General features: G+C 63.7%; 22 protein-coding genes. 16 read left to right on the plus strand and 6 right to left on the minus strand.

The features are described 5' to 3' along the window. The first annotated feature begins 355 nt into the window (after window positions 1-355). Window positions 356-829, plus strand: coding sequence for a guanyl-specific ribonuclease (locus AWB76_RS30450; protein WP_061163866.1), 474 nt, complete (start codon window positions 356-358; stop codon window positions 827-829). A gap of 16 nt (window positions 830-845) precedes the next feature. Further along, window positions 846-1409 carry a barstar family protein gene (locus AWB76_RS30455; protein WP_061163820.1) on the plus strand — a complete coding sequence of 188 codons (564 nt, stop codon included), beginning with the start codon at window positions 846-848 and terminating at the stop codon, window positions 1407-1409. Window positions 1410-1483: 74 nt separating this feature from the next. Here the strand turns inward: AWB76_RS30455 and AWB76_RS30460 are convergent, their stop codons facing one another. Beyond that, window positions 1484-2221, minus strand: coding sequence for a 16S rRNA (uracil(1498)-N(3))-methyltransferase (locus AWB76_RS30460; RefSeq protein ID WP_061163821.1), 738 nt, complete (start codon window positions 2219-2221; stop codon window positions 1484-1486). Window positions 2222-2273: 52 nt separating this feature from the next. Further along, entirely contained in the window at window positions 2274-2687 is a 414-nt protein-coding gene (locus AWB76_RS30465) for a VOC family protein (protein ID WP_061163822.1), read from the minus strand. A gap of 487 nt (window positions 2688-3174) precedes the next feature. Here AWB76_RS30465 and tkt point away from each other — a divergent pair, with 487 nt between their 5' ends. Together tkt and gap are read left to right on the plus strand one after the other, a co-directional pair. Next, window positions 3175-5223: a transketolase gene (gene tkt, locus AWB76_RS30470; RefSeq protein WP_061163823.1), complete on the plus strand. Its 2049-nt coding sequence runs from the start codon at window positions 3175-3177 to the stop codon at window positions 5221-5223. 47 nt (window positions 5224-5270) lie between these two features. After that, on the plus strand, window positions 5271-6281 hold the full coding sequence (gap, locus tag AWB76_RS30475) for a type I glyceraldehyde-3-phosphate dehydrogenase (RefSeq protein ID WP_061163824.1): 1011 nt from the start codon (window positions 5271-5273) through the stop codon (window positions 6279-6281). Between the two features lie 69 nt (window positions 6282-6350). On the opposite strand, the gene AWB76_RS30480 is transcribed toward gap, so the two are convergent. Together AWB76_RS30480 and AWB76_RS30485 are read right to left on the minus strand one after the other, a co-directional pair. Next, on the minus strand, window positions 6351-6740 hold the full coding sequence (locus AWB76_RS30480; RefSeq protein WP_061163825.1) for a hypothetical protein: 390 nt from the start codon (window positions 6738-6740) through the stop codon (window positions 6351-6353). A gap of 111 nt (window positions 6741-6851) precedes the next feature. Further along, entirely contained in the window at window positions 6852-7544 is a 693-nt protein-coding gene (locus AWB76_RS30485) for a FadR/GntR family transcriptional regulator (RefSeq protein WP_061163826.1), read from the minus strand. 239 nt (window positions 7545-7783) lie between these two features. Here AWB76_RS30485 and AWB76_RS30490 point away from each other — a divergent pair, with 239 nt between their 5' ends. The 3 genes from AWB76_RS30490 to AWB76_RS30500 are packed head-to-tail and all read left to right on the plus strand — an operon-like array spanning window position 7784 to window position 10645. Continuing rightward, entirely contained in the window at window positions 7784-9103 is a 1320-nt protein-coding gene (locus tag AWB76_RS30490) for a C4-dicarboxylate transporter DctA (RefSeq protein ID WP_061163827.1), read from the plus strand. A 25-nt stretch (window positions 9104-9128) separates the two neighbouring features. Then, a complete protein-coding gene (gene alc, locus AWB76_RS30495; protein WP_061163867.1) occupies window positions 9129-10139 on the plus strand; it encodes an allantoicase in 1011 nt (336 codons plus the stop codon). Beyond that, a complete protein-coding gene (locus AWB76_RS30500) occupies window positions 10136-10645 on the plus strand; it encodes an ureidoglycolate lyase (protein ID WP_061163828.1) in 510 nt (169 codons plus the stop codon). The genes alc and AWB76_RS30500 overlap by 4 nt, the downstream gene beginning before the upstream one ends. 141 nt (window positions 10646-10786) lie before the next feature. Here AWB76_RS30500 and fur read toward each other — a convergent pair whose 3' ends face one another. Then, complete coding sequence (gene fur / locus AWB76_RS30505) at window positions 10787-11215, minus strand: ferric iron uptake transcriptional regulator (RefSeq protein WP_061122523.1); 429 nt, start codon at window positions 11213-11215, stop codon at window positions 10787-10789. A gap of 174 nt (window positions 11216-11389) precedes the next feature. On the opposite strand from fur, the gene AWB76_RS30510 reads away from it, so the two are divergent. The 9 genes from AWB76_RS30510 (at window position 11390) to AWB76_RS30550 (ending at window position 20534) form a co-directional block, all read left to right on the plus strand. Next, window positions 11390-12193 carry an outer membrane protein assembly factor BamE gene (locus tag AWB76_RS30510; RefSeq protein WP_061163829.1) on the plus strand — a complete coding sequence of 268 codons (804 nt, stop codon included), beginning with the start codon at window positions 11390-11392 and terminating at the stop codon, window positions 12191-12193. A 120-nt stretch (window positions 12194-12313) separates the two neighbouring features. Next, the gene (gene dapB, locus AWB76_RS30515) at window positions 12314-13111 is read left to right on the plus strand and encodes a 4-hydroxy-tetrahydrodipicolinate reductase (protein WP_061163830.1); all 798 of its coding nucleotides are present in this window, start codon (window positions 12314-12316) and stop codon (window positions 13109-13111) included. A gap of 5 nt (window positions 13112-13116) precedes the next feature. Then, window positions 13117-13782 (plus strand): MotA/TolQ/ExbB proton channel family protein, encoded by a 666-nt coding sequence (locus AWB76_RS30520; protein WP_061163831.1) that lies wholly within the window; start codon window positions 13117-13119, stop codon window positions 13780-13782. 10 nt (window positions 13783-13792) lie between these two features. After that, entirely contained in the window at window positions 13793-14221 is a 429-nt protein-coding gene (locus AWB76_RS30525; protein WP_061163832.1) for an ExbD/TolR family protein, read from the plus strand. A 191-nt stretch (window positions 14222-14412) separates the two neighbouring features. Continuing rightward, on the plus strand, window positions 14413-17007 hold the full coding sequence (leuS, locus tag AWB76_RS30530) for a leucine--tRNA ligase (protein ID WP_061163833.1): 2595 nt from the start codon (window positions 14413-14415) through the stop codon (window positions 17005-17007). Beyond that, on the plus strand, window positions 17007-17600 hold the full coding sequence (locus AWB76_RS30535; protein WP_061163834.1) for an LPS-assembly lipoprotein LptE: 594 nt from the start codon (window positions 17007-17009) through the stop codon (window positions 17598-17600). Before leuS ends, AWB76_RS30535 begins: the two co-directional genes overlap by 1 nt. 22 nt (window positions 17601-17622) lie before the next feature. Next, entirely contained in the window at window positions 17623-18714 is a 1092-nt protein-coding gene (gene holA / locus AWB76_RS30540) for a DNA polymerase III subunit delta (RefSeq protein WP_061163835.1), read from the plus strand. A gap of 108 nt (window positions 18715-18822) precedes the next feature. After that, a complete protein-coding gene (locus AWB76_RS30545) occupies window positions 18823-20094 on the plus strand; it encodes a glutamate-5-semialdehyde dehydrogenase (protein WP_061163836.1) in 1272 nt (423 codons plus the stop codon). Between the two features lie 23 nt (window positions 20095-20117). Next, on the plus strand, window positions 20118-20534 hold the full coding sequence (locus AWB76_RS30550) for a CopD family protein (protein WP_061163837.1): 417 nt from the start codon (window positions 20118-20120) through the stop codon (window positions 20532-20534). On the opposite strand, the gene AWB76_RS30555 is transcribed toward AWB76_RS30550, so the two are convergent. Next, complete coding sequence (locus tag AWB76_RS30555) at window positions 20521-22251, minus strand: tetratricopeptide repeat protein (RefSeq protein ID WP_157696240.1); 1731 nt, start codon at window positions 22249-22251, stop codon at window positions 20521-20523. The two genes, AWB76_RS30550 and AWB76_RS30555, sit on opposite strands and share 14 nt — an antisense overlap. Between the last annotated feature and the right edge of the window lie 16 nt (window positions 22252-22267).

Below are 22267 nucleotides of genomic sequence, written 5' to 3' on the forward strand. Positions count from 1 at the left end.
AAGAAGCGTGCCGTGTGTCCACGGCACGCTCGCGAGAAAGCAACAAAAGGGTGTGTGCTTCAACCGCAAAACGCGGGATCGCGGCGAGCGCGATGCCGTGAAGCTGGCGACGAGTGAGGCTGCCCGTCCAGAGGCTTCGAGATCCCACCATCGAATTATTATCTCGGCAAAGATAAAAATCTCTCATATTCGGGCTAATTCTTCTGATGAAAACCGCATCAGGAATTGCATCACTCGATCAAACTGAGAAAAAATTTCCGATTTTCCGCCGAACGTTGCTTCGCCTTGGCATTAGCGATACCCTTACATCTTTCATGGTCGTCGAATTTCGGTGTAACGCGAGGACAACCGTTTGGTGATACGCGCGCGCGCATTCTGCTTTTTCGTCGCCTTGAGCGTCCTGTTGGGCGCGTGCGGCAAGGATGAAACTCAAAGCGGCGTTCCGGAAACGGTTGCTTCGGCGAGTCCGGCGCCGGTCTCGCCGCCAGCGGAACCGCAGGCACGGCAGCCTGACGCCGCCGGCGGGCAGGAGCGCGACGGTCTGGCCACCGTCCACATTGCGCAGTTGCCCAGGCAGGCGGTCGCGACCTTGCGGCTGATCGAGGCGGGCGGCCCTTTCCCTTTCGAGAAGGACGGCGTCGTGTTCGGCAATCGCGAACGTGTGCTGCCGCGGCATCCACGCGGCTACTACCACGAATACACCGTTCCCACGCCTCGCGCGAGGGATCGCGGCGCGCGCCGGATTGTGTGTGGCGGCCCGAAGAAGCAGCTCGGCGATTGCTACTACACAGACGACCACTACGCGAGTTTCAAACGCATTGCGGATTAACTACGGGATTAACGGCATGAGCGACAACATCTACGCGCACGACCACAGCGTCGCGGGTGATCTTTTCGCCACCGGCGATGGCAACCTGTTTCAGCGAGTATTGCGGCTACGCATGACAGAACACGACAACAGACCCGACGACGAGACCAGGCCCGAGGAGTTCCATCCGCAAGAGGATCCGGAAGCGCTGTTCGCCACGGTGCGGCCGAACATCGTGCAGTCGATCCGCGCGTTCCGCGTACAGGATCTCGCGGACGAGGCCAACCGCCTCGGCCAGCATTTTCTCTACGCGTATCTCGGGCAGGCGCAGAGCAAGCAGGAAGTGCTGGAGACCATCGCGCTGTCGTTTCTCTTTCCCAAGCACTTCGGCAAAAACTACGACGCACTCTACGATTCGCTCACCGATCTCGTTCACAAGGCTGGCTCGCAGCCGGGCTTCGTGATCGTGCTCGAACAATTGCCGATCGCGCAGAAATTCGACAAGGAAGGCCGCGAAGTGCTGCTCGACGTGTTCCGCGACGCGGCGGAATTCTGGGCAGAACGCAAAGTGGCGTTCCGCGTGTTCTATTCGTTCGTGTGAGCTGGCGCGGCCAGTCCGGTCGCCACAATCAGCATGATGCAGCAGCCCGATGGCGTGTCCATCGGGCTGTTTTTTTACCAGCCGCCCCAGCGCGCGGCCAGCGCCGCGAGCACCGCGATGCCCGCCGTCTCCGTACGCAGCATGCGCGGGCCGAGTCCCAGCGCGGAAAATCCGGCTTCGATGATCGTGCTTTCTTCCGCAGGCGAAAAGCCCGCTTCCGGTCCGATCATCAATGTGACGGGGCTCGACGGCGCAACGGCGGGCAGCGACGCGAAACTCACTTCCGCGCGCGGCGAGAGCAGCAGGCGCAGCTCGCCATCGGCGGGGGCGGGCAGCGCGGCGAGCCAGGCGTCGACACTGCGCGGCGGGGCGACCTCGGGCACGCGGTTGCGTCCGCATTGCTCGCAGGCCGCGCGCGTGAGCGCCTGCCAGTGCGCCTGACGCCGCTGCGCGCGTTCGCCCGCGAGACGCACGACACCGCGTTCGGCGGTGATCGGCGCAATGTCCGATACGCCCAGTTCCACCGCCTTCTCGATGAGCCAGTCCATCTTGTCGCCGCCCGCCACGCCTTGCGCGAGCGTCACGCGATACGGCGGCTCGGCTTCGCGATCGCTGTGTTCGTCGATGCGCGCGATCGCCGCGCGTTTCGCGATATCGACGAGCTCGCCGCGATATTCGCCGCCGCGGCCGTCGAAGAGCGTGATCGCGTCGCCGGTTTGCAGGCGCAGGACGTGCACGTGCCGCACGACGTCATCGGGAAGGGTGAAGGTTTGGCCCGCGAAGAGCGGACCGTCGACGTGAAAACGTGGCATGTAAATTCGATCGCGGGTCTGACTGCCCGCGGATAGTGAGATTGCCGGCGCTTCAGCGCAGATGCCGCGCGATCGCCCAGCGGTAGCCGTCCGGGTCTTCGATCTGCGCGAAGCGGTCGCCCCAGAACTGGTCCTGCGGCTCGATGAGCGCCTTCGCGCCGACGGCGAGCGCCTGCTGGAACGTGACGTCGACGTCATCGACATAAAGATAGAACGACTGCGGCGCCATCAGCCCCGCGCTCTTCGGCGTGCGCGCCTGCGAGCCGTAGGCGCCTTCGGGCGCGAACATCACGATCAACTGCCCGCGATACGTCATCTCGACATGGATGATCGTGCCGTCGTCGTTCACGCTGTCGCGCACCGCGAAACCGAGCGCCTTTTCATAGAACGCGATGCTCACGCGCGCGTCGCGCACGGTGAGATACGGAGTCAGCCAGGGCACATCGGCGGGGCGTGGGTCGGTCATCGAAAGCACTCCTTGAAACCTTGCGACTGCAGATTGGGAAACATTTTGCCACGAAGCCGTACGAACAATGGACCGGCAAGGAATTTGCACCAAAGGCCGCGACGGACGGATTTCGCCAGATAAACGTCCGTTGGCGGCGCGCGTAACCATGTAATGTCACGCGTTGTCATCTTGTCGTGACAGTGTTGTACCGACTGCGACGCACGCGGCGCGGCCCGGTTCGCGTGCATCGCCGAGGCGGGAAATGCACGGAACATGCCCGCGCCCCGAACGCCCGGCCGCGCCGGATTGGCCGCCTGTTCGCTGTCTCGCAGGCGCGTGTCAATCGGACCGGTCTGTTAGAATGACGGCCTTCCGATCCTCGTCGTTTCTCGTCGTTTCTAGTCGTTCCGGTCCTGAAAACGTTGTGTCCCGCGGGTCCGGTTCGAATGAGAAGTGCTGCAAGAGAAGCACCGCGGATCATTTCAGGACCTGCCCCAGACTCGACATGACGACCCCGACCTCCAGCCAGACCGCCCTCATGGCCAACGCAATCCGCGCGCTTGCCATGGACGCCGTTCAACAAGCCAACTCCGGCCACCCCGGCATGCCCATGGGCATGGCGGAAATCGGCGTCGCGCTGTGGTCGCGCCATCTGAAGCACAACCCGGCGAATCCGCACTGGTTCGACCGCGACCGTTTCGTGTTGTCGAACGGTCACGGCTCGATGCTGCTGTATTCGCTCCTGCACCTCACCGGCTACGACCTGCCGATGAGCGAGCTGAAGAATTTCCGCCAACTGCATTCGAAGACGCCGGGCCATCCGGAATACGGCATCACGGCGGGCGTCGAGACGACCACCGGCCCGCTCGGCCAGGGCGTCGGCAATGCGGTCGGCATGGCGCTCGCCGAAGCGCTGCTCGCGGCCGAATTCAACAAGGCCGACGCGAAGATCGTCGATCACTACACGTACGTGTTCCTCGGCGACGGCTGCCTGATGGAAGGCATTTCGCACGAAGCCTGCTCGCTCGCGGGCACGCTCAAGCTGAACAAGCTGATCGCGCTGTACGACGATAACGGCATTTCCATCGACGGCCATGTCGAGCACTGGTTCCACGACGACACGCCGAAGCGCTTCGAAGCGTACGGCTGGAACGTGATCCGCGCGGTCGACGGCCATAACGTCGACGCGGTCGACGCCGCCATCGCGCAGGCGAAGAAGTCGGACAAGCCCACATTGATCTGCTGCCGCACGGTCATCGGCAAGGGCGCGCCGACGAAGGCGGGCGGCCACGACGCGCACGGCGCGCCGCTCGGCGACAAGGAAATCGCGGCGACGCGCGCGGCCATCGGCTGGAACTTCGGTCCGTTCGAGATTCCGCAGGACGTGTACGCAGCGTGGGACGCGAAGGAACAAGGCACGCACGCCGAAGCCGAATGGAACAAGGCATTCGATGCCTACAAGGCGAAGTACGCGAGCGAAGGCGCCGAGTTCGCGCGCCGCATGACGGGCGAACTGCCGGCGAACTGGGCCGAAGCTGCCGCGAAGATCATCGAGGACGCGAACCAGAAGGCCGAAACCATCGCGACGCGCAAGGCATCGCAGAACACGATCGAAGGGCTGGCTGCCGCGTTGCCGGAACTGCTCGGCGGCTCCGCCGACCTGACCGGCTCGAACCTCACGAACTGGAAGGCATCGAAGGCGGTGCGCGCGGCGGGTGACGCCGAAAACGCGAATCCGTCGGGCATCCAGTGGGGCAATCACATCAACTACGGCGTGCGCGAGTTCGGCATGTCGGCGGCGATCAACGGCATCGCGCTGCACGGCGGCTATCGTCCGTTCGGCGGCACGTTCCTGACGTTCTCGGACTACAGCCGCAACGCGCTGCGCGTCGCCGCGCTGATGAAGTCGCGCTCGATCTTCGTGTTCACGCACGATTCCATCGGTCTCGGTGAAGACGGCCCGACGCACCAGTCGATCGAACACGTGTCGAGCCTGCGCCTGATCCCGAACCTTCAGACGTGGCGTCCGGCGGATACCGTCGAAACGGCTGTCGCGTGGACGCATTCGATCGCGCACAACGGCCCGTCGACGCTGATTTTCAGCCGCCAGAATCTGCAATTCTCGACGCGCAACGACATCCAGATCGCCAACATCGCGAAGGGCGGCTATGTGCTGCGCGACTGGAACGACGACATCCCCGCGCGCAAGATCATCCTCATCGCGACCGGCTCGGAAGTGCAGCTTGCGATGCAAGCGGTCGAAGCGCTGGCGAAGGAAGGCATCGGCGCGCGCGTCGTGTCGATGCCCTGCACGAACGTGTTCGACAAGCAGGACGCCGAATACCGTGAGCGCGTGCTGCCGAAGGGCGTCGCGCGCGTAGCGATCGAGGCGGGCGTGACGGACTTCTGGCGCAAGTACGTGGGCCTCGAAGGCGGCGTGGTCGGCATCGACACGTTCGGCGAGTCGGCCCCGGCGGGCGCGCTGTTCAAGCATTTCGGCTTCACGGTGGAGCATGTTGTCGCGACGGCAAAGGCCGTCCTCGCCGCGCAGTAAAATCGCGGTCAGCGAAGCAGGTTTTTTTAGCCATCAGGAGATAGACCATGACGATTCGCGTTGCAATCAACGGCTATGGCCGTATCGGCCGCAACACGCTGCGCGCCCTCTATGAAAACGGCAAGAAGCACGACATCGAGATCGTCGCCATCAACGATCTCGGCGATGCCAAGACCAATGCGCACCTGACGCAGTACGACACGGCGCACGGCAAGTTCCCGGGCCAAGTGTCGGTGGACGGCGACTACCTCGTCGTCAACGGCGACAAGATCCGCGTGCTGGCGAACCGCAACCCGGCCGAACTGCCGTGGGGCGAGCTGAAGGTCGACGTGGTGATGGAGTGCACGGGCTTCTTCACGACGAAGGAAAAGGCGAGCGCGCACATCAAGGGCGGTGCGAAGAAGGTCATCATCTCGGCGCCGGGCGGCAAGGACGTGGACGCGACCATCGTGTATGGCGTGAACCATAACGTGCTGAAGGCTTCCGACACGGTCATCTCGAACGCATCGTGCACGACGAACTGCCTCGCGCCGCTCGTCAAGCCGCTGAACGACAAGATCGGTCTGGTGAACGGTCTGATGACCACGATCCACGCCTACACGAACGACCAGGTTCTGACGGACGTGTATCACGAAGACCTGCGCCGCGCGCGCTCGGCCACGCACAGCCAGATCCCGACGAAAACCGGCGCGGCTTCGGCGGTCGGTCTCGTGCTGCCGGAACTGAACGGCAAGCTGGATGGCTACGCGATCCGCGTCCCGACGATCAACGTGTCGGTCGTCGACCTGTCGTTCATCGCCGCGCGCGACACGACGGTGGAAGAGATCAACAAGATCATGAAGGAAGCGTCGGAAGGCGAACTGAAGGGCGTGCTCGGCTACAACGATGCGCCGCTGGTTTCGATCGACTACAACCACAACCCGGCTTCGTCGACGTTCGATTCCACGCTGACCAAGGTGTCGGGCCGTCTCGTGAAGGTGTCGAGCTGGTACGACAACGAGTGGGGCTTCTCGAACCGCATGCTGGATACGGCGGTTGCGCTCGCGAACGCGAAGTAAGTTTCGCGCCGCTCGAAATGAACAAAGCCGCTCCTCGGAGCGGCTTTGTTTTTTGCGCTTCAGTTCGTCTTACGCAAGCTTCTCGCGCAGAAACGCGACGACATAAGGCGTCGCCGCCGCCGCGACCGTCGATGCCGTGCCGGGATCGATGCCCATGCGCGCGGCGATCGATTCGGCGATGCGACCGGTGAGGATGCCTTCGCCGCCTTCTTCCATCGACTTCAGAAAGCCGTCGCCGCGCACGAGCCCGGCCGCGAACGCGGCGAAAAAGCTCTTGCCCGGATGGTTGCCCATCAGGCCGGCGTTCTGTTCCTCGGCATGCGCGTGCGCGGTTTGCGCCGCGGTGCCGAGCATCTGCTGGCTGTCTTCGGTGCTGAAGCCCTGATCGGTCAGTGCTTGCGTGGCTTGTGCGCCGTGTTCCGACGCCAGAAATTCCGATACGAGTTGTTGCATGTCCATCGACGCCGCTCCTCTTGATGTTCGCCAATTGCAGGGCAGCGCAAGCAGATAGAAATCTCCGGCACGCACGGCCCTTGCTGAGACTGCGAACGCTTCGAGAAGTGCCGCGCCTTACTTGTTCGGGATCGGAAAATGCACGCCCGCGCGCTGCGCCGCATTCACGATGTGGCCTTCGATCGCGCGGCCGGCCTTTTCGCCGTCGCGCGCCTTCAGCGCCTCGATGATGACCGCGTGCTCGTGATACGTCGACAGCACCAGCTCCCGCCGATAGAACGGCAGGCGCTGGCTCTCCTTCATGATGTCGGCGCTGCCGCGCAGGATCGATTCGATCGCCGCATTGCCCGCGAGATTCACGATGCGCATATGGAACGCGAAGTCGAGTTGCGCGGCTTCCTCCAGCGCCGATTCCGTCAGCGCGGCGTGCAGCGAGTCGAGATTGTCGTCAAGCCAGTCGATGTCCGCATCGCCGATCGAATGCGCCGCGAGCCGCGCGACGAAGCCTTCCAGCGCGAAACGCATCTGATACGTGTCCGGCAGCGAAGCCTGATCCGCAAAACGCCACGGATGCGCATTGCTCGCCTGCGCGCTGTTCACATACACGCCCTTGCCGGGCCGGATATGCAGCATGCCGAGCGCTTCAAGCGTCGAGAGCGCCTCGCGCAGCGACGCCCGGCTGATCGCCAATTCCTCCGATAGTTGCCGCTGCGCCGGCAGCAGGCTCCCGACCGGATACGCGCTCGATTCGATGCGTTCGCGAATGGTCGCGATGGCGGCGTCGGTCACGGTGTGCGGGACGTTTTTCATAGGAAGAAAACAGTATTGGCCGGTCTGACCGCCATTGTATGCGCGTGTCGGACGCGCGTGTGAACGACCGTTTTTCCATGCAATAACATGCATTTTCGTGCCCGTTTCGAACAGGGTAAACCGCTACGAATGCGTCCTTGACGGCTCTATATCGGCTTTCTAATATTCCCCATCACAGCACTGGTCCGACCAGTCGGAACAGTTGCTCTGATCCTGGGACATTACACGAGGAGACGGTCGTGTCGAGATTTCTGAATTCGCTGTTCGGCAGGGTGATGATCGCGCTAGTTATCGGCGTGGTGGTCGGCGCGTTGTTTCCGCACTTCGGCCAGTCGTTGCGGCCGCTGGGCGACGGCTTTCTCAAGCTCATCAAGATGGTCATCGGGCCGATCGTGTTCTGCGTCGTCGTGAGCGGCATGGCGAGCGCGGGCGATCTGAAGAAAGTGGGGCGCGTCGGGCTGAAGGCCGTTGTCTACTTCGAGATCATGACCACGCTCGCGCTCATCATCGGCGCGATTCTCGCGTGGATCACGCGTCCGGGCGTCGGCATGAATATCGATCTGCACACGCTCAACGCCGCCTCGCTCGCCACTTACACCGAGCACGCGAAGAGCCTGAAGGACACCGCGGGCTTTCTGCTGAAGATCATCCCCGATACGGCCGTCGATGCCTTCGCGAAAGGCGACATCCTGCAAGTGCTCGTGTTCGCGATCCTGTTCGGCTCCGCGCTCTCGATGCTCGGCGACAAGGCGCAGCGCGTGACGGTTTTCATCGACGAGCTGTCGCACGTGTTCTTCCGCATCATGGCGTTCATCATCAAGCTCGCGCCGCTCGGCGTGCTTGGCGCGATCGCGTTCACGACCGGCCAGTACGGCGTCGCGTCGCTCAAGCAGCTCGGTCTGCTGGTGATCGTGTTCTACGCGAGCTGCTTCCTGTTCGTGTTCGTCGTGCTCGGCGTCGTGATGCGTCTCGCGGGCTTCTCGATCTTCAAGCTCGTGCGCTATCTGCGTGAAGAACTGTCGATCGTGCTCGGCACCGCTTCGTCGGACGCCGTGCTGCCGCAGATCATGCGCAAGCTCGAATGGATGGGCGTGAAGGATTCGACCGTCGGCCTCGTGATTCCGACCGGCTACTCGTTCAATCTCGACGGCTTCTCGATCTATCTCACGCTCGCGGTGATCTTCATCGCGCAGGCGACCAACACGCCGCTGTCGCTGCATGACCTGATCGTCGTCGTGCTCGTGTCGCTGGTGACGTCGAAAGGCGCGCACGGCATTCCCGGCTCCGCGATCGTGATTCTCGCCGCGACGCTCTCCGCCATTCCCGCGATTCCCGTGCTCGGCCTCGTGCTGATCCTGCCGGTCGACTGGTTCGTCGGGATCGCGCGCGCCGTGACCAATCTGATCGGAAACTGCGTGGCGACGGTGGTCGTCGCGGTATGGGAGAAGGACATCGACCGGGCGCGCGCCAAGCGCGTGCTCGACCAGGACGCCGAATTTCGCTTCGTGCCCGCCGCGCCGGAACCCTCGCATGGCGCCGATCACGCGCACGCAATCTGACTCAACGCAACCGAAGGACATTGAAATGGCCAACCCGATTCTCGACGCCGACGCACCCGCTTTCGCCCGCCGCTACATGAACCTCGCGGACCCGCGCCTCGGCGCAAAGGCGCTCTTCGCCACCGACGAGTTCTTCGCGCCCAAGGACCGCATGCTGGAGCCGCAACCGGCGGTGTTCATCCCCGGCAAGTACGACGAGCACGGCAAGTGGATGGACGGCTGGGAAACGCGCCGCAAGCGCACGACGGGCTACGACTACTGCATCGTCAAGCTGGCGCGCGCGGGCGTGATTCACGGCATCGACATCGATACGAGTCACTTCACCGGCAATTTTCCGCCGGCGGCGTCGATCGAAGCGTGCTTCACCGAAAGCGCGAACCCGCAGGAAGACGGCGACTGGCGCGAGATCGTGCCGTCGACGACGCTGCAGGGCAATCGTCATCACTATCTCGAAATCGCCGACACGCGCGCCTACACGCATCTGCGCGTGAACATCTATCCCGATGGCGGCATCGCGCGGCTGCGCGTGTATGGTCAGCCGAAGACGGATTTTTCGCGCGTCGAGCGCGGCACGCTGCTGGATCTCGCGGCCATCGAGAACGGCGCGTATCTCGTCGCGGCGAACAATCAGCACTTCGGGCCCGCATCGCAAATGCTGATGCCGGGACGCGGCGTGAACATGGGCGATGGCTGGGAAACGCGCCGTCGACGCGAGCCGGGCAACGACTGGGCGATCGTCGCGCTGGCGAATCCCGGCGTGATCCGCGCGATCGAAGTGGACACCGCGCATTTCAAGGGCAACTATCCGGACCGCTGCTCGCTGCAGGCGGCGCGCGTGGAAGGCGGCACCGATGAATCGCTCGTCACGCAGGCGATGTTCTGGCCGGTCCTGCTCGACGAGCAAAAGCTGTCGATGGACAACGTGCATCGCTTCGAGAAGGACATCTCGGCGCTCGGGCCGGTGACGCACGTGCGCTTCAACATCTATCCGGACGGCGGCGTGTCGCGGTTGCGGATCTTCGGTGAAATCCAATGAAAACGCTGACGCTCCAGCCGCTCACGCGCGAAGCCTTCGCCCCGTTCGGCGATGTCATCGAACTCGAAGGCGCGCGCCATTTTCCGATCAACGCGGGCACGACCGAGCGCTTTCACGACCTCGCGAACGTGGAAGTCGGTTTCGAGAGCGGCGGGCGGCCGCTCATCAACGTGTTTCGCGGCCAGCCGCGCCCGCAGCCGGTCGCGATCTCGATGATGGAGCGGCATCCGCTCGGCAGTCAGGCCTTCGTGCCGCTCGCGGACGTGCGCTATCTCGTGGTCGTCGCGCCCGCGGGCGAATTCGATCCCGCCGGTCTGCGGGCGTTTTACGCGCAGGGCTGGCAAGGCGTGAACTACGCGCGCGGCGTGTGGCATCACCCGCTGATCGTGCTCGACAAGCCGGGCGATTTCATCGTCGTCGATCGCGGCGGCGATCTGCCGAATTGCGACGAGATCGATCTGCCGGAACGCTATACGCTGATCGAAGCGGCCGCGCGCGCGGCCTGAAGCGGCACGACGCGAATCTAAATGCAATTGCGAATCGCTCGCAGACGCGGGATTTGAAACGCACAGGCGAAACGAAACCGCCGTCCATCGTGAGATGGACGGCGGTTTGTCATTCTTGCGCCGACTCCGGGCGCGCGCGCCTCAATGCTTGCGGTGCGGGCAGTTTTCCTTCGTGCACGTGCCGTACAGCGCGAGCGCATGCTCGTGGAGCTTGAAGCCGCGTTCCTTCGCGATCGATTGCTGACGGCGTTCGATCTCGGCATCGAAGAACTCTTCGACGCGGCCGCAGTCGATGCACACGAGGTGATCGTGGTGCGATCCCTCGTTGAGCTCGAACACCGCCTTGCCCGATTCGAAATTGCTTCGCGACAGCAGGCCGGCTTGCTCGAACTGCGTGAGCACGCGATACACCGTCGCGAGACCGATATCGAGCTCCTCGTTGAGCAGGTTTCGATACACGTCTTCAGCGGTCAGATGGCGCACCGGACTATGCTGAAAAATTTCGAGAATCTTGAGGCGGGGCAGGGTCGCCTTGAGCCCGATATTTTTGAGATCGGCGGGATTGGTCATGGCTAGGCATCCCTAGAGTACAATTCAAGGTTCTCATAGTAATGCGTTTTTCCGATTCCCGACACCCGAGTGGAGTCAATGCGAATCGGACGAAAAGAGCGCGGCCTTCGAGCGCCTCGCGTGAAAGGTGAAATGGTTTTCAAAACTTTATCGAATTGCAGGGAGAGCCGTCGCATGCGGGGAACCGTGATAGCAGCAACCTTGGCCGTATTGCTCGCCGGCTGCTCGACGTACGACAGCGTCACGCAGAAGATCGCGCAAAGCATCACACCGTATCGGATCACGGTCGTGCAAGGCAATTTCGTTTCGGCGGAAGCGGCAGCGCAGATGCAGGTCGGCATGTCGCGAGACCAGGTGAAACAACTCCTCGGCACGCCGCTCCTGACCGACATGTTCCATGCCGATCGCTGGGACTACGTGTTCTATTTCAAGCGCGGCAGCACGTCGGTCGTTCAGCAGCGTGACTTCGTCGTGAACTTCGCGAGCGATCGCGTCGTGAGCTGGTCGGGCGGCGAGAATCTGCCGTCGAATCTGGAACTGCTCGCGGAAATCGACGGCGACAAGGGCGTCAAGGTCGCGAAGTCCGCGGCGAGCGCGTCGGCGGCCTCGGCAACGGTGGCGTCGACCGCGGCGGTGACCGCGCCGGTCGGCGAGCCGTCCACGCAGCCGAATGCGTCGGCGGCATTCGCGGGCGACGCGAACCAGGCAGCCGCGCAGGCCGCGAACCGCGCAACGTCGCAAGTGGAAATGCCGACGGGCCGGAATCAGTCGTCCGTGCGCGTGAACGTGCCGCAGAGCAGTGGCGGCGCGCCCGGTTCGAACGCGCAAGGCGCGAGCAACTCGCAGATCCAGTTGCAACGCCGCCCGCAGACGATCAACATTCCCGACAGCAGCGCGGTCGGCCCGGCGAGTACGTCGCCTGCGCCCGCCAACGCGGGCGGTCAGGCGCAGTTCTATCTGCCGCAGCAGAGCCAGTAAGCAGTTCAGCCGTTCGCGGATGAGGCCGCGCCACGTGTTCGCGCGCGGCGCCGCTTCATCCGCGCGGCCAATCCGCTCCATCCATCGCGCGTGCCGCGCGCGGTTCAACACGAGACTGCCATGAAGATCGCCATTGCCGGCGCATCGGGCCGCATGGGCCGGATGCTGATCGAAACCGTCCTCAACGACTCCGGCGCGCAGCTCGCCGGCGCGCTCGACCGGCCCGGCGTGCCGCAGCTCGGGCAGGACGCGGGCGCGTTCCTCGGCAAGACCACGGGCGTGCTGCTGACCGACGACATCGAGCGCGTGTTCGCCGATGCCGATTATCTGATCGACTTCACGCGCCCCGAAGGCACGATCGCGCATCTCGAAGCGGCGCTGCGTCACAACGTGAAGATGATCATCGGCACGACCGGCTTCTCGGACGAGCAGAAAGCGCAGCTGAAGCAGGCGGGCGAGAAGATCGGCATCGTGTTCGCGCCGAACATGAGCGTCGGCGTGAACGTCACGCTGAAGCTGCTCGAATTCGCCGCGAAGCATTTCGCCACCGGCTACGACATCGAAATCATCGAGGCGCATCACCGGCACAAGGTGGATGCGCCGTCGGGCACCGCGCTCGGCATGGGCGAGGTGATCGCCAAGGCGCTCGGCCGCGATCTGAAAGACTGCGCCGTGTACGCGCGCGAAGGCGTGACGGGCGAGCGCGATCCGTCGACGATCGGTTTTTCCGCGATTCGCGGCGGCGATATCGTCGGCGATCACACGGTGCTCTTCGCGGGCATCGGCGAGCGCATCGAGATCACGCACAAGTCGGCGAGCCGTCTGTCCTACGCACAAGGCGCGCTGCGCGCCGCGCATTTCCTGCAAGGCCACGACAAGGGCTTCTTCGACATGCAGGACGTGCTCGGTCTGCGCTGATCCACATGGCTGCAACGGGCGTCATTCATTACCTGCAATCCGGCGATGCCGTGACGCACGCGGTCGCGGGCCTGCTGCTCGCGATGTCGCTCGCGAGCTGGTGTTTCCTGCTCGTGAAGGCGTGGATTCTCGCGCGCGCCAAGTGGCAGGGCACGCGCGCATTGCAGCGGTTCTGGCAGGCGCCGACTCTGAAAGACGGCATCGGCGCATTGCAGCGCGCGGACCGCGAGCGTGTGTTTCTGCCGCTGGCCGAAGCCGCCTGGCGCGCATCGGAAGCTGAAATGCCGGGCGCGATGCTCGCGCAAGTCGAGCGCAGCGAACGCGTGCTGCGCGCGCTGCGTCATGCGTTGCTGCGCTCGCAACGCAGGCTCGAATTCGGGCAGGTTTTGCTCGCGTCGGTGGGCAGCACGGCGCCGTTCGTCGGCTTGCTCGGCACCGTCTGGGGCATTTATCACGCGCTGTCGAGCATCGCGTCGAGCGGGCAGGCGATGATCGAAAACGTCGCCGGGCCGGTCGGCGAGGCGCTCATCATGACGGCGTTCGGACTCGTCGTCGCGATTCCGGCCGTGCTCGCGTACAACATTCTCGGGCGCTACGTGCGGCAGATTTCCGAAGAGCTGGACGGCTTCGCGCACGATCTGCACGCATTCGTCTGCGGTCCGGCCGACTAGGAGCGCGGCAATGGCCTTCGGCGGACTCGACAAGAAACACGGCAGCCAGCCGATGGCGGACATCAACATGACGCCGCTCATCGACGTCATGCTCGTGTTGCTGGTCATCTTCATCATCACCGCGCCGCTCTTCACGCACGCGATACGGCTCGATTTGCCGAAAGTGGCGTCGCAGCCCGCGCGCGAGACGCCGCAAACCATCACGCTGTCCATCGACGACGCCGGCAAGCTCTTCTGGAACGACACGCCCGTCACATTCGATCAGATGCGCGCGCGTTTCGCCGATGCAGGCAAAAGCGCGCCGAAGCCGGAGCTGCATCTGCGCGCATCGAGCGCGACGCGCTATGACGTCATCGCGCAGGTGATGGGCGCCGCGCAGCAGGCGGGCGTGGAGCGCATCGGCTTTGTGACGCAGCCCGCAAAGCCGAAGGCGCAATAAGCGCGCGAGCCGGCGCGCGTCGAACGGTATAATCGCCATTTCCCCGTTCGGCGGGCCTTGGCCGTGCCAGCAGGCCCGAATTCCGACGCCGCGCCGTGTCAGCAGTGCCGCAGCGCGCGGACTCGCCGCTCACATCGGGGCGGCTGGTCCCGAAGTCCGTTCCCAGCATTTGCCGAAAGCCAAACCACACCATGCACGATAAATACGTACCCGCCGACGTCGAATCCGCCGCGCAGAGCAACTGGCGCGCGAACGACGTCTACCGGACGACCGAGACGTCGGCCAAGCCCAAGTTCTATTGCGTCTCGATGCTGCCGTATCCGTCGGGCAAGCTGCACATGGGGCACGTGCGCAACTACACCATCAACGACGTGATGTACCGTTACCTGCGCATGAACGGTCACAACACGCTCATGCCGATGGGCTGGGACGCGTTCGGCATGCCCGCCGAGAACGCGGCGATGGCGAACAACGTGCCGCCGGCGAAATGGACGTACGAGAACATCGCGTACATGAAAAAGCAGATGCAGTCGATGGGCCTCGCCATCGACTGGTCGCGCGAAGTCGCCACCTGCTCGCCGGACTACTACAAGTGGAACCAGTGGCTGTTCCTCAAGATGCTGGAAAAGGGCATCGCGTACAAGAAAACGGGCACGGTGAACTGGGACCCGGTCGACCAGACCGTGCTCGCGAACGAGCAGGTCATCGACGGGCGCGGCTGGCGCTCGGGCGCGCTCGTCGAAAAGCGCGAAATCCCGATGTACTACCTGCGCATCACCGATTACGCGGATCAACTGCTCGACGATCTCGACGGCCTCGGCTGGCCCGAGCGCGTCAAGATCATGCAGCAGAACTGGATCGGCAAGAGTTTCGGCGTGAACTTCGGCTTCCCGTATGAAATCGACGGCGAAGCGAAGCTCCTGCGCGTATTCACCACGCGCGCCGACACGATCATGGGCGTCACCTTCGCGGCAATCGCGGCGGAGCATCCGCTGGCTACGCGTCTCGCGCGCGACAACGCCGAATTGCAGGCGTTCATCGACGAATGCAAGCGCGGCGGCGTGGCCGAAGCCGATGTCGCGACGATGGAAAAGAAGGGCGTGCCCACGGGCTTTTTCGTCACGCATCCGCTGACGGGCGCGCAGGTCGAAGTGTGGATCGGCAATTACGTGCTGATGTCCTACGGCGAAGGTGCGGTCATGGGCGTGCCGGCGCACGACGAGCGCGATTTCGCGTTCGCGAAGAAATACGGCTTGCCGATCAAGCAGGTGATCGACGTCGAAGGCAAGACTTATTCGACGGACGCCTGGGAAGAGTGGTACGGCGACAAAACCGCCGGCAAGCTCGTCAACAGCGGCAAGTACGACGGCCTGACGACCGAGCAGGCCATCGACGCAATCGCCGCCGATCTCAAGGCGAAAGACTTCGGCGACAAGCAGATCACCTGGCGTCTGCGCGACTGGGGCATCTCGCGCCAGCGCTACTGGGGCACGCCGATTCCGATCATCCATTGCCCGTCCTGCGGCGACGTGCCGGTGCCGGAAAAGGATCTGCCCGTCGTGCTGCCGGAAGACCTCGTGCCGGACGGCTCGGGCAATCCGCTCGCGAAGTCCGAGGCGTTCCTGAACTGCACGTGCCCGACGTGCGGCGCGGCGGCGAAGCGCGAAACCGACACGATGGACACCTTTGTCGATTCGTCGTGGTACTTCTCGCGCTACAGCGCACCGGACGCCACGACGATGGTCGACGAGCGTACCGATTACTGGATGCCGATGGATCAGTACATCGGCGGCATCGAGCACGCGATTCTGCACCTGTTGTACTCGCGCTTCTGGACCAAGGTCATGCGCGACATGGGCCTCATCAAGTTCGGCGAGCCCGCGAAGAATCTGCTCACGCAGGGCATGGTGCTGAACGAGACGTTTTATCGCGAAGACGCGTCCGGGAAAAAGACCTGGTACAACCCGCTCGACGTCACCGTCGCGCACGACGACAAGGGCCGTCCGACGGGCGCCACGCTGAACGCGGACGGCCAGCCGGTCGTGCTCGGCGGCGTCGAGAAGATGTCGAAGTCGAAGAACAACGGTGTCGATCCGCAGACGCTGATCGATCAATACGGCGCCGATACCGCGCGTCTTTTCGTGATGTTCGCGGCGCCGCCCGAGCAATCGCTCGAATGGTCGGGCGCGGGCGTCGAAGGCGCGAGCCGCTTCCTGCGTCGCGTGTGGCATTTCGCGCACGACAACGCGGACGCGCTGCGCCAGCACGCGAAACTCGATGCATCGAAGCTCGGCGACGCGGACAAGACGCTGCGCCGCGAAATCTATACCGTGCTGAAACAGGCCGATTTCGACTACGGCCGCCTGCAGTACAACACGGTCGTGTCCGCCGCGATGAAAATGCTCAACGCGGTCGATAGCGCGAAGAACGCCGGCGCCGGCGTGCTGAACGAAACCTTCGGCGTGCTGCTGCGCGTGTTGTATCCGGTCGTGCCGCACGTCACGTTCCAGTTGTGGTCGGAGCTCGGCTACGAGAAGGAATTCGGCCCGCTGCTCGACGCGCCCTGGCCGAAGGTCGACGAAGCCGCGCTCGAGCAGTCGGAAATCGAGCTTGTGCTGCAGGTCAACGGCAAGGTGCGCGGCGCGCTAACGGTCGCGAAGGACGCATCGCGCGAAGATATCGAAAAGGTCGCGGTCGCGCACGAAATGTTCGAGAAATTCTCGGAAGGCCGCGCGCCGAAGAAGGTGATCGTGGTGCCGGGGCGTCTCGTCAACGTGGTCGTCTGATGCGCAAAACCAAGGGAGTCGATGTGACCGGCACAGTCAGCACGAGCAGGCGCTCGTTTCTCACGCTCCTCGGCGGCGCGGCGATGCTGTCCGCATGCGGCTTCCAGCTGCGCGGCCAGCAGGACTACGCGTTCAAGCGGCTCGCGATCACGGGCGGCACGCCGCAGATGATCGCGCGCCTCGAACGCATGGTTCAGGGCGGCAGCGACACGGTGATCGTCAAGCCGTTCGAGAAGCCGGACGCGACGCTCAATCTGTCCGAGGGCCAGGGCATGCGCACGCTCAGCCTGAATGCGCAGGGCGTCATTCAGGAATACGAGCTCGTCTTCAACCTGAGCTACACGCTGCTCGGCTCGGACGGCACGCTGCTGATTCCGCCGAGTTCCATCGCGCTGAATCGTTCGATGACCTACAGCGATCAATACACGCTCGCGAAGAGCCAGGAAGCGACGCTGCTCTACAACGACATGCGCAACGACGCCGTCGACCAGTTGACGCGCCGTCTCGCGACGGTGCGTTCGCTGCATCCCGCGCCGGGCGAGCAGACACCGGGCGTCACGCCGCGCGCGCCGCTGCCGGTGCCGCCGCTTTGACCGGCCGCGTTCGCATCGCATCATGCAACTGAAGCTCGACGCGCTCGAAGCGCATCTCGCGAAAGGCCTGAAAGGGCTGTACGTCGTCTATGGCGACGAGCATCTGCTCGCGCAGGAAGCGTGCGACCGCATCCGGGCCAGCGCGCGCGCGGGCGGCTTCACAGATCGCACGGTGTTCACCGTCGAGCGCGGCTTCGACTGGAGCGCGCTTATCGGCGCAACGCAGTCGATGTCGCTCTTCGGCGACCGTCAGCTGATCGAACTGCGCATTCCCACGGGCAAGCCGGGCAAGGAAGGCGCGGACGCGCTGAAGACGCTCGCCGGTGCGGACAACCCGGACGTCGTGACGCTCGTCACGCTGCCGCGTCTCGACAGCGCGACGCAGAAATCCGGCTGGTTCACGGCGCTGCTCGGCGCGGGCGTCGCGTTGAAAATCGATCCGATCGAGCGCGCGCAATTGCCGATGTGGGTCGGCCAGCGGCTCGCGCAGCAAGGCCAGCGCGTCGCGCCGGGCGAGGAAGGGCGCCGCGCGCTGACGTTCATCGCGGAACGGGTGGAAGGCAATCTGCTCGCCGCGCACCAGGAAATCCAGAAGCTCGGGCTGTTGTATCCCGAAGGCGTGCTCACGTTCGAGCAGATTCACGACGCTGTGCTGAACGTCGCGCGCTACGACGTGTTCAAGCTCAACGAAGCCATGCTGACTGGCGATGTCGGCCGCCTCGCGCGCATGCTCGATGGCCTCAAAGGTGAAGGCGAGGCCGCCGTGCTCGTGCTGTGGGCGCTCGTCGAGGAAGTGCGCACGCTGTTGCGCATCAAACGCGGCGTCGCGGCGGGCAAGCCGCTCGCCACGCTCATGCGCGAAAACCGCGTGTGGGGACCGCGCGAACGGCTGATCGGCCCGGCGCTTTCCCGCGTGACGGATGACGCGCTGGAAAAGGCGCTGTCGCTCGCGGCGCGACTCGACCGGCAGGTGAAGGGGCTTTCCGGCAGTTCGGGAAAGCGCGGCAGCGAGCCGCCGCCCGATCCCTGGGCCGGCATGTTCGAACTCGCGATGGCCGTCGCGCACGGCGGCAATCCGGCGCAGCCCGCGCCAGCGCCACGACCGCGTCGCTAGACACATCTGTCACGCGCTGTTGCAAATCGTGCAACAGCTTAGAATGAATGCATCGACGCTTCGGCCGTCAAAGCGGCTCGGGAAAGCGGCACACGGAAGAGACCCACGATGAACATCGATCAATACATGACCGACCTCGGCCACCGCGCACGCAAGGCGTCGCGCGCGATGGCGCGGGCGTCGACGGCGGCGAAGAACGCGGCGCTCATCAATGTGGCGGACGCCATCGAACGCGAGCGCGCGTCGCTCAAGAAAGCGAATGCGCGCGACCTCGCCCGCGCGCGCGACAAAGGTCACGACGCGGCGTTCATCGACCGTCTGACGCTTTCGGACAAGGCGATCGACACGATGGTCGAAGGCTTGCGGCAGGTCGCCGCGCTGGCCGATCCGATCGGCGAAATCAGCGGTCTCAAGTTCCGTCCGAGCGGGATTCAGGTCGGGCAAATGCGCGTGCCGCTCGGCGTGATCGGCATCATCTACGAGTCGCGGCCCAATGTGACCATCGACGCCGCCGCGCTCTGTCTCAAATCCGGCAACGCGACCATCCTTCGCGGCGGTTCCGAAGCGCTCGAATGCAACACGGCGCTGGCGAAGCTGATCGGCGTCGGGCTGGAAGCGGCGGGCTTGCCGCAGGACGCGGTGCAGGTCGTCGAGACGGCGGATCGCGCGGCGGTCGGCAAGCTCATCACGATGACCGAGTTCGTCGACGTGATCGTGCCGCGCGGCGGCAAGAGCCTGATCGCGCGCCTGATGGAAGAATCCCGTGTGCCGATGATCAAGCATCTCGACGGCATCTGCCACGTCTATGTGGACGATCGCGCGGATCTCGCGAAGGCGGCGGTCATTTGCGACAACGCGAAGACGCATCGTTACGGCACCTGCAACACGATGGAAACGCTGCTCGTCGCACGCGGCGTCGCCGAGCAGGTCTTGCCGCAGCTCGCGCGCGCCTATCAGGCGAAGGACGTGGAGTTGCGCGTCGACGGGCAAGCGCGCGCCATCCTCGACGCGGCGAAAATCGGCTCGCTCGTGGACGCGACCGAAGAGGACTGGAGCACGGAATACCTCGCGCCGGTGCTGGCGATCAAGATCGTCGGCGGTCTGGATGAAGCCATCGACCATATCAACACGTACGGCTCGCATCACACCGACGCGATCGTCACGGAAGATCACGACCGTGCAATGCGTTTCCTGCGCGAAGTGGATTCGGCGAGCGTGATGGTGAACGCGTCGACGCGCTTTGCCGACGGCTTCGAGTTCGGTCTCGGCGCGGAAATCGGCATTTCGAACGACAAGCTGCACGCGCGAGGGCCGGTCGGGCTGGAAGGGCTGACCTCGCTCAAGTACGTGGTGCTGGGCCGCGGCGAAGTGCGTCAATAAGCGCGAATCGAACAAGAAGAACGATGCTCTGGATCAAATCGCTGCATATCGTGCTGGTGGCTTCGTGGTTCGCGGGGCTTTTCTATCTGCCACGCATTTTCGTGAACCTCGCGATGGAAACCGATGCCGCGGCCACCGCGCGCCTGTTGCTCATGGCGCGCAAGCTGTTTCGCTTCATGACGTTCATCGCCGTGCCCGCGCTCGCGTGCGGGCTGTGGCTGTGGCTCGTCATGGGCATCGGCGCGGGGCAGGGCTGGCTGCACGCGAAGCTGACGATCGTCGCGTTGCTGATTGCCTATCACGCGTATTGCGGGCGCTTGCTGCACACGTTTCAACGCGGCGAGAACAAGCGCTCGGACAAGTGGTATCGCATGTACAACGAGCTGCCCGTGCTCGGGCTGCTCGGCGCGACCTTGCTCGTCGTCATCAAGCCGTTTTGAGGCGTTGCTGCTCGACCAGTTCGAGCACCATTTCGCCGAAGACTTCCGGGCGGCCCTCGAAGAAACGCTGAACCACGTTTTTATCGAGCATGTACTTGCGGATCGATTCGCGTTCGTCGCGATTGTTCGCCAGTCTGACCGCTGCCTCGACGTACTCGTCCGCCGTATCCGCGACCATCCAGCCGGGCATGTAGGCGCGCATGAACATCGCGCCGTCGATCCGCTCGAATACCTCTCGTCCCGTTTTGCAGACGCCCGGCAAGCCGACCGTGAACGCGTCCACGATGCCGTTCGTGTTGCCGAACGGAAACGGGCTCAGAAACATGTCCATACTGTCCAGGTAGCGGATGTAGTCCATGTATGGACGAAGTGGAACGACCTGTATGGTTGTTCCCGGAAGTGCCTGTTCGAGCACTTTTCTCAAGTGCATCAACGTGAGTAAGTTGCCGCCGTTCGTCAAGAAGTGAAACTGAAGCGTAACTTCGCTCCGTTCAACGATCTTTCGAAATGCGGCAAGAAGGCTCGGCGAGAGCTTCATCAGGCTCGAAGGAATGGCGATGTTGACGCGCTCGGACGCCGTCCTCTCAGCAGGCTCGAATGGCTCGAAAGCAGCCGATGGCCGATAAGGCTGCCCATCCTTCGGCAGTCTCAGGAGCGCCTCGCTGAAGCACGCCGGATCGCCTACATAGTCGTCTTCCACGCTGACATAGTCTATGCACTCGGAATGCGTCGTTGCGGGGTGACCCAGTCCCGCGATCTGCAGCGGGGCGAGGCGCAAATTCGATATGCAGATGGTGAGCAACGACATGCCCACGCTCGGCATGTACAGCACCTCCGGAGATGTCTCTTGCGCGTAATCGCGGATCATGGCGAGCTGTTGTGTGAACGAAGCGTTCGCCGGAAACTCCAGCACTTGCGTAAAGACCTCGCGTCCGAGCTTGCCGATCGCACTGAAATCGCAAAACGCCACGATATCGAAGTGCGCACGCGCGGCGGCAAGGTTGAGCGAATGAGTGCGCAGAATCGAATGACCATCCCTGAACGCTTCCAGCACGACGAGCATCAGCGGGCGGACGCGCCTGATTTGCGGTGATTCGCCGCGCCGGACCAAATCCGGAAACCCGACTTCGCTGAATGTATTGCGCACGAGCCTGTTGATGCTCCGCTTGATCGCGTGCCTGTGCTCGATCTCGGCGTAGGTGCAAAACATATAGAGCGCTACGAGCGGCACCATCTCGATGTCCCGCACGTTGTCTATTTCGTCGAACCTCTTCGAAAGCCAATCAAGCATTGCTTCCCGCTTCTGGTGGGCGTGAGCACTGCCGGGAAGCAGTTCGCTCGCTGTCGCCAATGCAAGATGGAGCGTGGGTAGAGGATCGGCGCGCAAGCAGGCGGAGAAATCGAGCGCAAGGCGCGACTCCGAATTGCAAAGAACGCTCAGTCTTCTCACCGCATCCGGAAAAGGCAGGCGGACGTTCCCTTCCTCGTCGATGGAAGGAAGAAACTTCTTCGCTACGTGATCGGCGTTTCTCAGTGGAGCGGCGCCGAGGATGTCCTGAATCAGTTCACGTATTGCAGACAGCCGATCGAACTGCGCATCAGTCAGCGTGAAATCCGTGTTCCCGAGCAACGACGCGATCGCCGCCGCCACGCGACTGGCGAAGCGATCAAGCAGCGCGCTGTGGTGCGGCTGCGGCCACGCATCGGACGGCTTCATGAGCGTCGTGGGATCG

The sequence above is a fragment of the Caballeronia temeraria genome, assembly GCF_001544795.2.
GTDB lineage: Bacteria > Pseudomonadota > Gammaproteobacteria > Burkholderiales > Burkholderiaceae > Caballeronia > Caballeronia temeraria.